The 12,042-nt window shown below is 62.8% G+C and carries 10 protein-coding genes; 9 read left to right on the top strand and 1 reads right to left on the bottom strand.

What is annotated here, in order from left to right; genetic code table 11:
• The first annotated feature begins 163 nt into the window (after window positions 1-163).
• The 9 genes from pdxT to KEM60_RS12135 all read left to right on the top strand — a co-directional run bounded on the left by pdxT (window position 164) and on the right by KEM60_RS12135 (window position 10,597).
• Window positions 164-784 (top strand): pyridoxal 5'-phosphate synthase glutaminase subunit PdxT, encoded by a 621-nt coding sequence (gene pdxT, locus KEM60_RS12175; RefSeq protein WP_219107871.1) that lies wholly within the window; start codon window positions 164-166, stop codon window positions 782-784.
• Window positions 785-854: 70 nt separating this feature from the next.
• Window positions 855-1,625: a YebC/PmpR family DNA-binding transcriptional regulator gene (locus tag KEM60_RS12170; protein ID WP_219107870.1), complete on the top strand. Its 771-nt coding sequence runs from the start codon at window positions 855-857 to the stop codon at window positions 1,623-1,625.
• 161 nt (window positions 1,626-1,786) lie between these two features.
• Window positions 1,787-2,365 carry a crossover junction endodeoxyribonuclease RuvC gene (gene ruvC, locus KEM60_RS12165; protein WP_219107869.1) on the top strand — a complete coding sequence of 193 codons (579 nt, stop codon included), beginning with the start codon at window positions 1,787-1,789 and terminating at the stop codon, window positions 2,363-2,365.
• Window positions 2,362-2,964: a Holliday junction branch migration protein RuvA gene (gene ruvA / locus KEM60_RS12160; protein WP_219107868.1), complete on the top strand. Its 603-nt coding sequence runs from the start codon at window positions 2,362-2,364 to the stop codon at window positions 2,962-2,964. Before ruvC ends, ruvA begins: the two co-directional genes overlap by 4 nt.
• The gene (gene ruvB / locus KEM60_RS12155) at window positions 2,961-4,040 is read left to right on the top strand and encodes a Holliday junction branch migration DNA helicase RuvB (protein WP_219107867.1); all 1,080 of its coding nucleotides are present in this window, start codon (window positions 2,961-2,963) and stop codon (window positions 4,038-4,040) included. The genes ruvA and ruvB overlap by 4 nt, the downstream gene beginning before the upstream one ends.
• 261 nt (window positions 4,041-4,301) lie before the next feature.
• The gene (gene secD / locus KEM60_RS12150; RefSeq protein ID WP_255574566.1) at window positions 4,302-6,344 is read left to right on the top strand and encodes a protein translocase subunit SecD; all 2,043 of its coding nucleotides are present in this window, start codon (window positions 4,302-4,304) and stop codon (window positions 6,342-6,344) included.
• Window positions 6,341-7,603 carry a protein translocase subunit SecF gene (gene secF, locus KEM60_RS12145; RefSeq protein WP_219107866.1) on the top strand — a complete coding sequence of 421 codons (1,263 nt, stop codon included), beginning with the start codon at window positions 6,341-6,343 and terminating at the stop codon, window positions 7,601-7,603. Before secD ends, secF begins: the two co-directional genes overlap by 4 nt.
• Entirely contained in the window at window positions 7,600-8,151 is a 552-nt protein-coding gene (locus KEM60_RS12140) for an adenine phosphoribosyltransferase (protein WP_219107865.1), read from the top strand. Before secF ends, KEM60_RS12140 begins: the two co-directional genes overlap by 4 nt.
• Window positions 8,152-8,323: 172 nt before the next feature.
• A complete protein-coding gene (locus tag KEM60_RS12135) occupies window positions 8,324-10,597 on the top strand; it encodes a bifunctional (p)ppGpp synthetase/guanosine-3',5'-bis(diphosphate) 3'-pyrophosphohydrolase (protein WP_219107864.1) in 2,274 nt (757 codons plus the stop codon).
• A gap of 117 nt (window positions 10,598-10,714) precedes the next feature.
• Here the strand turns inward: KEM60_RS12135 and KEM60_RS12130 are convergent.
• The coding region (locus KEM60_RS12130) for a DUF349 domain-containing protein (protein WP_370626363.1) at window positions 10,715-12,042 on the bottom strand (1,328 nt) is incomplete at its 5' end.

Below are 12,042 nucleotides of genomic sequence, written 5' to 3'. Positions count from 1 at the left end.
AATGAGATCACGCTGACTGCGGGGTGGGACTGGTCAAGCCAGGCTCACCCCGCATCGGGCTATCCCGGCGCCTGGGCCCTACCCCACTCGCACCCAGACGGCCCAGCATCACCCGGTAGCGAGCGCCCTCGGACGGTTCCGCAACTCCACGCCGCGGGCAGTAATGTGCCCCCTCGTGAGCACACCACTAATCGGGGTCCTGGCCGTCCAAGGAGACGTCCGAGAGCACGCCCACGCCTTGGAGCGGGTTGGCGCCCGCACCTGCGCCGTACGTCGTCCTGAGGAACTCACCGCCGTGGACGCGCTCGTCATCCCCGGCGGTGAATCCACCGTCATGGATAAACTCGTACGGGCTTTTGGCCTCCAAGAGCCCTTACGGGAACGGCTACGCGACGGATTGCCGGCGTATGGCTCCTGTGCGGGCATGATCATGCTGGCCGACCGCATCGCCGATGCTCGCCCCGATCAGGAAACCCTCGGCGGACTGGACGTCACCGTGCGCCGTAACGCCTTCGGCCGCCAGGTCGACAGCTTCGAAACCGACCTCCAGGTGGAGGGCATTGTGGAGCCCGAACGCCCCCTACGGGCGGTATTCATTCGCGCACCATGGGTGGAATCCGTCGGACCACAAGCGCAAGCGCTCGCCACCGTTGAGCACGGTCCGGCCGCCGGTCGTGTGGTCGCCGTTCGGCAAGGATCTTTGATCGCGACGTCTTTCCACCCGGAGATGGGTGGAGATGACCGGGTGCATGCAGCTTTCGTGCAGATGGTGCGCTCGGCGTAAGATCGACGAGGTTTCCCCCGGGTCAGCCGCCGTCGGGGGTTGACAAGGAACGACAGGGAGACGACTAGCGATGAGTGGCCACTCCAAGTGGGCGACGACCAAGCACAAAAAGGCCGCGATCGACGCCAAGCGGGGAAAGCTCTTCGCCAAGTTGATCAAAAACATTGAGGTCGCAGCGCGGACCGGTGGGGGAGACCCTGCTGGTAACCCGACGCTGTACGACGCGATTCAGAAGGCCAAGAAAGCCTCTGTGCCCAACGACAACATTGATCGCGCGGTCAAGCGTGGGTCCGGCGCGGAAGCGGGTGGCGCCGAGTACCAGAACATCACGTACGAAGGCTACGCACCTGGTGGGGTCGCGGTCCTGATCGAGTGCCTCACCGACAACCGCAACCGTGCCGCCTCCGAGGTGCGCGTCGCCTTGACCCGCAACGGGGGCTCACTGGCCGACCCCGGTTCGGTGTCTTACCTGTTCACTCGCAAGGGCGTCGTCATGGTGCCCAAAGCGCAAAAGGATGGGGAAACGACCGAAGATGCTCTGCTTGAGGTCGTCCTCGACGCTGGCGCTGAAGAGGTCGAAGACTTCGGTGACAGCTTCCGGATCATGTCTGAGGCAACCGACTTCGTCGGAGTACGCACTGCACTCCAGGACGCTGGAATCGACTACGACTCCGCCGAAGCTGAGTTCGTGCCGAGTGTCGAGGTGGCCCTGGACGTTGACGGCGCTCGCCGGATGATGCGGCTGGTTGATGCCCTTGAAGACAGCGATGACGTGCAGAACGTCTGGGTCAACGGGGATGTGAGCGACGAGGTCGCTGCCCAACTCGACGCCGAGGACTGAGTTTCCGCCGCGTTGACGTGCTCTGAGCTGTTGGGCTCGGGTCGAGACATGTGTCCGCGCCGCACCGGTGACCCACTGGTGCGGCGCGGCGCTGTCTGACGGCACCCGAGCCGCAGGTAGGGTGTTGCTAGAACAGATGTGCGACGACAGGAGGCCGATTGATGCGGGTGCTGGGAGTTGATCCTGGGCTCACCCGGTGCGGTCTCGGTGTGGTCGAGGGTGAGCTGGGTCGGTCATTGACCATGGTGGACGTCGGGGTGATTCGTACCCCCGCACAGGAGCCCATCGCGCGCCGGTTGTTGGCGGTGTCAGAGCACATCGATGAATGGTTCGATCGATACCAGCCGGATGCTGTCGCGGTAGAACGGGTCTTTGCCCGCCACGATGTGTCCACCATCATGGGGACAGCTCAGGCCAGTGCTATCCCGTTGATCGCAGCTGCCCGGCGGGGGCTGCCCGTGGCGATGCACACGCCTAGCGAAGTCAAGGCCGCCGTGACCGGCAACGGCCGGGCGGATAAGGCTCAGGTCACCATGATGATCACCCGCATCCTTCGGCTGTCGCAGAGCCCCCGACCTGCCGATGCAGCGGATGCTTTGGCACTGGCGGTGTGTCATATGTGGCGTGGTGGCGCGCAACAACGTTGGGCCGCTGCCGTTGCGGCGCAACAGCAAGATCGGCCTGCACTGTCAGGCGGGACGGGGCCTCGCCGTGGGGTCAATAGGAAGGTAGCTCGATGATCTCCTCTGTGACTGGTCGCGTCACCTCTGTGGGTCTTGACCAGGTCGTGATCGAGGTGGGTGGCGTCGGATTGACGGTGCGGACCACGATCGGCACCGCTGAGGGATTAGCTCTTGGGGCGGGAGCGACCTTATCGACGTCGTTGGTGGTCCGGGAGGACTCGCTGACGTTGTATGGTTTTGCGACCGCCACCGAACGCGACCTCTTTGATGTGGTTCAGACGGTTTCAGGGGTGGGTCCCAGGCTGGCATTGGCCATGCTGGCAGTACATCCGCCTCAGGTGCTGTGCACCGCGATCACCACCGGTCAGGTGGCGGTCTTGACGAAGGTGCCAGGGATCGGCAAAAAGAGCGCCGAACGACTGGTGCTGGAGCTTCGGGACAAGGTGTCGGGGTGGGCGAGGTCCAGTAGCACAGTCGAGATAGCGGCAGAGTCCGACCAGATGGACTGGTCAGAGCAGGTGCTGCAAGCTCTGGTGGGGTTGGGCTGGTCGACAAAGCAAGCTGAAGGGGCGATGGCTCGAGTCGCGCAAGCACCACATGCCCCATCCTCGGTCCCGCAAGCCCTTCGCGCGGCTTTGCAGGAGTTGGGCCGATGACCGAGCCGGAGGCTACGACGGATGGGTCGTACGACGCGACGGCGCGAGTAGTGGACCCTGTGGTTGGGGCGGATGACGACGAACAACGGGTCGAAGCCGCTTTGCGTCCCAGACGGCTGGCTGATGTCGCCGGTCAGGACCGAGTGTGCGACCAGTTGGGGCTGGTCTTAGAAGCTGCCCGGCGTCGGGGTTCTCCGCCGGACCACGTGTTGCTGTCGGGCCCGCCAGGGTTGGGTAAGACGACCCTGGCGATGATTGTCGCCGCAGAGTTGGAAGCGCCGATCCGGATCACCAGCGGCCCAGCGATCCAACACGCTGGAGATTTGGCGTCGATCCTGTCGAGCCTGACTGAAGGCGAAGTGCTCTTCCTTGACGAGATCCACCGGATGAGTCGACCGGCCGAAGAGATGCTCTATCTAGCGATGGAAGATTTTCGGGTCGACGTCATCGTCGGAAAGGGCCCAGGTGCGACGGCAATTCCGTTGGAGTTGCCGCCTTTCACCGTGGTAGGAGCTACCACCAGAGCTGGATTGTTGCCTGCGCCTTTGCGGGATCGTTTCGGTTTCACCGGTTATCTGGATTATTACGATGTCAACGATCTGGTGAGTATCGTTCGTCGATCAGCCTCATTGCTGGGTGTCTCAGCGCATGAGGACGGAATCTCGGAGATCGCGCGTCGATCACGGGGCACACCGCGGATCGCGAACCGGTTATTGCGCCGGGTGCGTGACTGGGCTCAGGTCCATGGGCGGGATGTCGTCGACTATGAGGCGGCGATGGCGGCGTTGGAGTTGTTTGATGTTGACCCGCGCGGTCTGGACCGTCTCGACCGCGCGGTACTAGAAGCGTTATGCCGACGGTTTGGTGGCGGACCAGTCGGGTTGACCACCTTGGCTGTTGCGGTGGGAGAAGAGCCTGACACCGTGGAAACAGTCGCCGAGCCCTATCTCGTGCGTGAGGGGTACATGCTGCGCACCCCTCGCGGTCGGGCCGCCGCAGGGCTGGCGTGGGCTCATCTGGGGCTGACGCCACCGCCGACAGCGTGGGGTGCAGCGGAGGCCACGCTCGACCTCTGATTCGGGGAGGAGAGGGATGGTAGTGCAGCACAGAATGGCACTGTCGCCCCTCGGAGAACCTTTGTCCTGAATGGGTTTTCAAGGCAGTTCCCGGACGCGACGCGATACATCTCACGTCGCTGTTCGGCGGGGCGTGTTGGCGCGCAACAGAGCACGTCACCTAAACTCGCTCGGGTGCCTGCGCAAACCCTCGGGGGAGCGTGGGTCCGGCGCGGCCCCGAGAAGGGTCACGACCCTGGCGCGATGCGAGGACCTCACACGATGGCGAAGAACCCATATCGGCGTAGGCCGATCCGTACGTTGATTGCGATGTTCGTGATCACGCTCGGCCTCACCGGATTTCTCGGTGCGGTGCACACCTGGGGGGAGGCCCAGCTGACTCCAAAGCTGGGTCTGGACCTCGAAGGTGGGACCCAGATGGTCCTGCAACCACTGGTACGCCAGGGGCAGGAGGTCAATGCCGAGGAGCTGTCCCGAGCGGTCGACATCATCCGTAAACGTGTCGACGGCCAAGGTGTCGCCGAGGCGGAGGTGAGCACCCTCGGCAACAATGTGGTCGTCACCGTTCCAGGCAAAATCACCCAGGAACAACAGAAGGCGCTAGAGCAGTCCAGCCAGATGCGGTTCCGGCCGGTGCTAGCCATCCTGCCGACTGGAGAAGGTGCGGGAAACCAACCGAGCAACCCGGCAACGCTGCCCGGCGCTAAAGAGCCTCCGGCTGGCAACCCATCCTCGTTGCCGGGAAAGCCGTCCGGGTCGGCGTCGTCGAGCGCTCCGGCAGCCTCGTCGCCAGCCTCGGCGTCCGCTAAGCCGAGCGCGTCCCCATCTGCGTCAGCTTCCACCAGCGCTGCCCGCGGAGTCATACCCCAGGGAATGGTCCAGGGAGAAGCTGCACTGGCGCCTGCTGCAGATCCCACCACCCCTGCGGCCTCAGCAACGTCGAAGGCGGCCCCAACCAGCGCGGGAACGAGCGCTCCAGCCACCCCGGCGGCCCCAAGCACCCCGGCCGCACCGTCCAGTTCAATGGGCAACCCCTTCCGCAGCGCCCCGCCGAATCCGTTGGCACCCGGAGAGACCCCTAAGTGGTCGGACTCGTTGAAGAACGACCCCAAGCGTCTGGCCGAATACGCCACCAGTCAGAGTTGGCTCGGCCCCCAGCTGCAGCAGCAAGTCATCTCGTTGACCTGCCCGCAGAAGGATTTCGATCCGACGAAGGAAGACCTCACCAAACCGTTGGTGGTATGCGGTAGCCCAGACCCGCGAGCTGACCACAAAGTGACGGAAAAGTACGTCCTCGGCCCATCGATCCTCACGGGTGACAGCCTGTCCGATGCCAGCTCCGGCCCGCAGACCACCCAGCAGGGCGCTACGACCGGCAAATGGGTCGTGCACCTGAAGATGCAAAGCGGCCATGCCACAGATGTGTACGCCGGAGTGAGCCAGCTCATGGTGGGCTTGCAGGCCCCGCGGAACCAGCTCGCTGTCGTCTTGGACAACCGGGTAGTTTCCGCGCCGTACTTCTCCTCTCCGATCCTGGATGGGTCAGCCGAGATCAGCGGCAATTTTGATGCGGATTCTTCGAAGCTCCTTGCGGATCAGTTGAAGTTCGGTGCGTTGCCGATGTCCTTCCAGTCCCAGGAGTTGCAGAGCATCAGCCCGACAATTGGTGGCGATCAGCTGTCCAAGGGTTTGATTGCTGGTGCGATTGGCTTGCTCCTGGTCATCATGTATTCGATGGTGCAATATCGCGCGCTGGGCTTCGTCACGGTTGCCTCCATCGCGGTGGTCGCCTTGCTGACCTACCTGACCATCACCCTCTTCGGGTGGAGCCAGAACCTTCGCCTGACTATGGCCGGTGTGACCGGAGCGATCGTCGCTATCGGTACCACCGCGGACAGCTTCATCGTCTACTTCGAGCGAGTCCGCGACGAGATCCGTGAAGGTCGTGCCTTGACCGCTGCGGTAGAGACCGGGTGGGACCGCGCAAAACGCACCATCTTGATTTCTGACGCGGTGAACTTCCTCGCGGCGGCGGTGCTCTACGCCTTGGCTGCGAGCAACGTGCGTGGCTTCGCGTTCATGCTCATGTGGACGACGATCCTAGACATTGTCGTCACCTTCCTGTTCACTCACCCGCTGCTGTCTTTGCTGGTGACCACCAAGTTCTTCGGCGGCGGTCACCCTTGGTCCGGTCTGTCACCGGAACGCCTGGGCGCGGTACCCCGCTATCGCGGGCGCGGCCGGGTGTCGACATCAGCAGCCACGAGGGACGGCGCCGGTCAGGCCAAGGGAGCGACGGCATGAACATCGCCACATTCGGTAATGATCTCTACACCGGACGGCGCTCGATCGACTTCGTCGGTCGGCGTAAGACCTGGTATCTGATCTCGTTGGTCCTGTTTGTCCTGGCTGTCGCGGGGTTGGGTGTTCGTCAGCTCAACCTGGGCATCGAATTCACCGGGGGCTCGGACTTCCGGGTCGCGTCAGTCTCAGCCGACGCGATGAATAACTTCGAGAGCAAAGCTCGAGAGACGGTCGCCAAGACCGGTGGCGTCGAGGGCGCCAAAGTCACCCAGGTCGGCAACTCTGACGTCCGGGTGGAGACCGGCCGGTTGGACGCCGACAAAGCGACCACGGTTGCCAACAGTCTGGCGCAAACCTTCGGGGTGCCTCACGATCGGGTCACCACCAGCGTGATTGGCCCGTCCTGGGGTGCTTCGGTGAGCAAGCAGGCCTTGCAGGCGTTGGCCTGGTTCCTCGTGTTGGTGTCCGCCGTCTTAGCGATATATTTCCGCACCTGGAAAATGGCGTTGTCCGCCCTGGTGGCGCTGTTCCACGACATTTTCATCACGGTCGGTATTTATGCTCTGGCTGGTTTTGAGGTGACTCCGGCATCGATGATCGGGTTCTTGACGATTCTCGGATACTCCCTCTACGACACAGTGGTCGTCTTTGACAAGGTCCGGGAAAATACCACTGAAGCGATCGGCAGCGGCCGACGTACCTACTCAGAGGCTGCGAACCTGGCGGTCAATCAGACGCTGGTCCGGTCAATCAATACGACCGTGGTGGCGCTGCTGCCTGTCGCTGCGATCCTGGTCATCGGCATTGTGGCCATTGGGCCTGGCACCTTGGTTGACCTGTCGCTGGCGTTGTTTGTGGGTATCGCGGTCGGGGCGTACTCCTCCATCTTCATTGCCACTCCGTTGCTTGCGCACTTGCGGGAGCGTGAGCCGAGCATGCAGGACTTGGCACACCGGGTGGAACGGCGTCGGCAGCGGGCGAAGGTCCACGCGAACGCCACCGGTTTTGATGTCGCTGACGAGGCAGCGGCGCCGGGTGACGATGCCTCAGGCTCAGATGCGCAGAGCAGCGAACCGGGACGTCGTACGACGATCGCTGATCGCAAGCGGGCGGCTCGCGCTGCCGGTCGTGTCATTCCCCACGACGATGATGACGACGACGATGCGCCACGGACCGTCACCGGTCGGCGTATCCACCCGTCATTGCAGTCCGGTGGTCCCAGGAACCAGCCGCGTCGGGTGCCGAGGTCGAAGCGATGACCACGGCAAGGCCAGCTCCCGAGGCTGGCTCCGTGGCGGAGTTGGTGGCTTCTAAGCTGCGTGAAATCCCGGATTTCCCGGTGGCGGGAGTGTTATTCCGAGACTTCACGCCGTTGCTCGCTGAAGGTGCCGCGCTCCGAGCTGTAGTGGACGACATCGCGACCCGATATCGCGATCGGATTGACGTGGTGGTCGGGATTGAGGCGCGCGGCTTCATCCTGGGTCCTGCGGTGGCCTGCGCCCTAGGGGTGGGTTTTGTGCCGGTCCGTAAGGCTGGCAAATTGCCGTGGCAGGTGCATGCCGTCGATTACGACCTGGAATACGGTCAGGCGACGATCGAGATGCATACCGACGCACTGCATGGCCAACCCCGGGCGCTGGTGATGGACGACGTCCTCGCCACTGGTGGGACGGCGGCTGCAGCGTGCGAATTGGTGGATCGGGCTGGCGGTGAGGTGGTCGCCGTTGAGGTCGTTATCGAGTTGGCAGAGCTGGGTGGTCGCGCTGCCCTCGAAGGTCGGACCGTGAGCTCAATGCTGACCTTGTGACCATGCCGCCTATGATCAGATCATGGACACAGTCGAGCCCTCCTCTGAACGGCAGGGCTCGACTGTGTCTGGTGATCAGAGCGGGCCACGAGCTGCAACCTCGGTGAATCAGCCTGCAAATCAGGCCATTCCTGCACAGTCTCATCCTGAGGCTCCCGGGCCGGTGGGCGTGATGCCCACTGCTTCACCTCCGGCAGCGCCGGTGTCTTCCTCATCGCGTGTCCGGGCTCGGCTGGCGCGTTTCGGGGGTCCGCGGCATCACACCAACCCAGCGTTGGAGCCTTTGCTGCGTGTCGTTCGGCAGACTCATCCGCGAGCGGATATCGCGATCATTGAGCGGGCTTACGAGGTCGCGGAGCGTGCCCACGACGGGCAAATGCGCAAGAGCGGCGACCCGTACATCACTCACCCGTTGGCGGTGACGCTGATCCTGGCGGAATTGGGCATGACCCCACCAACGTTGGCAGCCGCTTTGCTGCACGACACGGTGGAGGACACGGCGTACTCTCTGGATGACTTGCGCCGTGACTTTGGTGACGAGATCGCGATGCTGGTCGACGGCGTCACCAAACTGGAAAAGGTGCGGTACGGCGAGGCGGCTCAGGCTGAGACAGTCCGCAAAATGGTCGTGGCAATGGCCCGGGATATCCGAGTCCTGGTGATCAAACTTGCCGATCGACTACATAATGCTCGGACTTGGCGCTATGTCTCATCGGCATCAGCGGAGAAAAAAGCCAAAGAGACCTTAGAGATTTATGCCCCGCTGGCGCATCGGCTGGGCATGAACACCATTAAATGGGAGCTGGAAGACCTGGCTTTCGCCACGCTCTATCCCAAAGTATACGAAGAGATCGTCAGGCTGGTCGCCGAGCGGGCCCCAGCGCGCGATGAATACCTTGCTCAGGTCAAAGCGCAAGTCGCTGACGATTTAAAGGCTGCCCGGATCAGTTCGGTGGTGTCAGGGCGACCCAAGCATTACTACTCGGTGTATCAAAAAATGATCGTCCGAGGTCGTGATTTTGAAGACATTTACGACCTTGTTGCGGTGCGTGTCTTGGTCGATTCGGTCCGTGATTGTTATGCCGCATTGGGTGCGATGCATGCCCGTTGGACGCCCATGCCGGGGCGCTTCAAGGACTACATTGCGATGCCGAAGTTCAACATGTACCAGTCATTACATACGACAGTGCTCGGCCCCGGTGGTAAGCCTGTAGAGATTCAGATCCGTACCCACACGATGCACCGACGCGCCGAGTATGGTATTGCCGCCCACTGGAAATATAAGGAAGACGGCACTAAGGGTGACGGCGGCCGTGATGACACCACGGATATGGCGTGGTTGCGGCAATTGCTGGAATGGCAGAGGGACACCAGCGATCCGGGTGAGTTCCTTGAGTCTTTGCGCTTTGAGATCAACACACGTGAGGTCTATGTCTTCACCCCTAAAGGGGGTGTGGTGGCATTACCGTCGGGGTCAACATCCGTCGACTTTGCCTACGCCGTGCACACTGAGGTGGGGCATCACTGCATCGGTGCGCGAGTCAATGGCCGCTTGGTGCCGCTAGAGAGCCCACTCGACAATGGCGACATTGTTGAGGTGTTGACCAGCAAGGCAGATGGCGCCGGTCCGAGCCGTGACTGGTTGATGTTTGTGAAGAGCCCTCGGGCGCGCAACAAGATTCGGCAGTGGTTCAGCAAATCGCGGCGGGAGGAGGCGATCGAACAGGGGCGCGACGCGATCGCCAAGGCGATGCGAAAGCAGAATTTGCCGCTGCAGCGACTGATGAGCTCCGAAACGATGCACGACGTGGTGCAGCAGCTGCGTTTCCCCGACATTGACAGCTTGTATGCCGCGGTCGGCGAGGGCCATCTGTCGGCGCAAAGCATCGTGGAGAAAGTGGTGGCCGTCCACGGCGGCGCTGATGGCGCGACCGAGGACCTCGCGGAGGCGACGGTCCCTGGGCGCTACCGCTCCCGGAAACGCACCGACCCAGGTGTGGTGGTGGTGGGCACCTCCGATGTGTGGGTCAAGTTGGCGCGGTGTTGTATGCCGGTGCCAGGTGATCCCATTTTGGGGTTCGTCACCCGGGGCAGTGGGGTGTCGGTGCACCGGACCAACTGCACGAATGCCGCCACCTTGCAAAGTCAGCCTGACCGGTTGATCAACGTGGAGTGGTCACCATCAGCGTCGAGCCTGTTCTTGGTGGCGATCCAGGTAGAGACGTTGGACCGTAATGGGTTGTTGTCGGATGTGGCTCGGATCCTGGCGGATCATCACGTGAATATTTTGTCGGCGACCGCGCAAGCATCTCGGGACCGGATGGCCAGTCTGCGATTCACGTTCGAGATGGGAGATCCGGGGCATTTGGATCACGTCATCAAGGCAGTACGTCGCATCGACGGGGTGCTGGATGTATCCAGAGTCAATGGGACTCGTCCGTCCTGATCTGGGTGTGGTGCCCTCGCGAGTGCCGCGATGAGCTGATGGAGAGACACCGAACGGGTCGGGCTGGAACGCGATGAGCGTCCCGGCCCGACCCGTTTCAAGCTGGCTAGGGCAGTGTCAGTTGCCGAATTCAGCGAGTCCGCTCCGGGCCTGGGCGAGCCAGGCTTCGCGGGCTTCGAGTGCTTCTTTGGCTTTGCTGATGCGGCTGCTGTCACCGCTGGCTTCTGCTTTGGCGAGGTCTTTGCGCAGCCCTTCGCAGGCGGCTTCGAGCTGGGTGACTAGGCTCTGGGCGCGCGCGGCGACTTCAGGGTTGGTGCGCTGCCACTGCCGGTCTTCCGCGTCCCGGACGGCGGATTCGACGCGGCGCATCGCTTTTTCGATGCGGTCCACGTCGGCGCGGGGGACCTTCCCGGCGACATCCCATTTGTCCTGGATTGCTCGCAGTGCCTGTTTGGTGGCGGTCAGGTCGGTGATGGGCAGCAATGCCTGAGCTTGTGTGAGGAGCTCTTCCTTGACTACGAGGTTTTGGGCGAATTCGGCTGATTCGACGGCGACGACGTGATCCTTCGCGGTGAAGAAGGCGTCTTGGGCTGCTTTGAAACGGCTCCAGAGGGCGTCGTCATCAGTGCGGGAGGCCCGTCCGGCGTGGCGCCACCGATCCATGAGCCGTTTGAAAGCGCCAGCGGTGGGACCCCATTCGGTGCTGGTGGCGAGGCGTTCGGCTTCTGCGACGAGTTCTTCTTTGGCTGCTTTTGCGGCGGCTTGGGCACTGCCGAGCTGTGCGAAATGCACGCGGCGCATCTTGTCGAAGCCGTTACGGGCCGAGGAGAGTCGGTGCCATAGGGCTTGCTCGGTCTCTCGGTCGAGTTTGGGTCCTTGCCGTTGGGCGGCTTTCCAGTCGTCCAGCAGGGAACGCATCTGGGCGCTACTGGCTTTCCACTGGATCTTCTCTTCGGGTTGGCCTGCGAGGAGTTCGGCCGCTTCGACGATTTCGGTACGGCGCGCCGTCGCGGCTTCGCGTTCTTTGGCGCGTTCGGCTGCTTCGATGGTCTTGCGGGCTTCCACCGCGGTGGCGATGGTCTCCACTTTGGCATGCAGGGCAACGAGGTCACCGACAGCACGGAGGTCGGTGGTGACGGCGCGAAGCTTGGTGAGGCCGTCTGTGGCTTCCTTGGCTGACATCTCGGTCTGTGAGATGCGCTGGAGGAGCAGGTCCGCCTGAGCGTCGGCATCGTCGTACTTGCGAGTGAAGTAGGCGAGCGCTTCCTCGGGGGTGGCGCCGGGGTAGGAGCCCACTTCCTTCTCACCGTCCGGGGTGGTCACATACACGGTGCCGTCATCGGCGACCCGACCGTACTGGGAGGCGCGAACTCCAGGAGTGGCGGGGGTACGTCGGCCTGCCAGCTGGGCGGGGCTGGGAGCCGGAGGCGTTGCCGTTTCTGGGG

Origin of the sequence: Austwickia sp. TVS 96-490-7B (assembly GCF_019331795.1) — a bacterium.
Lineage (GTDB): Bacteria > Actinomycetota > Actinomycetes > Actinomycetales > Dermatophilaceae > Austwickia.
Note: the sequence above shows the minus strand (reverse complement) of the source record. Positions and strands in the feature narration are given on the sequence as shown.

What these genes read in the sequence shown, in the direction of transcription:
- pdxT (WP_219107871.1), top strand. Translation starts at nt 164, where the DNA reads ATGTGCCCCCTCGTGAGCACACCACTAATCGGGGTCCTGGCCGTCCAA.
- KEM60_RS12170 (WP_219107870.1), top strand. Translation starts at nt 855, where the DNA reads ATGAGTGGCCACTCCAAGTGGGCGACGACCAAGCACAAAAAGGCCGCG.
- ruvC (WP_219107869.1), top strand. Translation starts at nt 1,787, where the DNA reads ATGCGGGTGCTGGGAGTTGATCCTGGGCTCACCCGGTGCGGTCTCGGT.
- ruvA (WP_219107868.1), top strand. Translation starts at nt 2,362, where the DNA reads ATGATCTCCTCTGTGACTGGTCGCGTCACCTCTGTGGGTCTTGACCAG.
- ruvB (WP_219107867.1), top strand. Translation starts at nt 2,961, where the DNA reads ATGACCGAGCCGGAGGCTACGACGGATGGGTCGTACGACGCGACGGCG.
- secD (WP_255574566.1), top strand. Translation starts at nt 4,302, where the DNA reads ATGGCGAAGAACCCATATCGGCGTAGGCCGATCCGTACGTTGATTGCG.
- secF (WP_219107866.1), top strand. Translation starts at nt 6,341, where the DNA reads ATGAACATCGCCACATTCGGTAATGATCTCTACACCGGACGGCGCTCG.
- KEM60_RS12140 (WP_219107865.1), top strand. Translation starts at nt 7,600, where the DNA reads ATGACCACGGCAAGGCCAGCTCCCGAGGCTGGCTCCGTGGCGGAGTTG.
- KEM60_RS12135 (WP_219107864.1), top strand. Translation starts at nt 8,324, where the DNA reads ATGCCCACTGCTTCACCTCCGGCAGCGCCGGTGTCTTCCTCATCGCGT.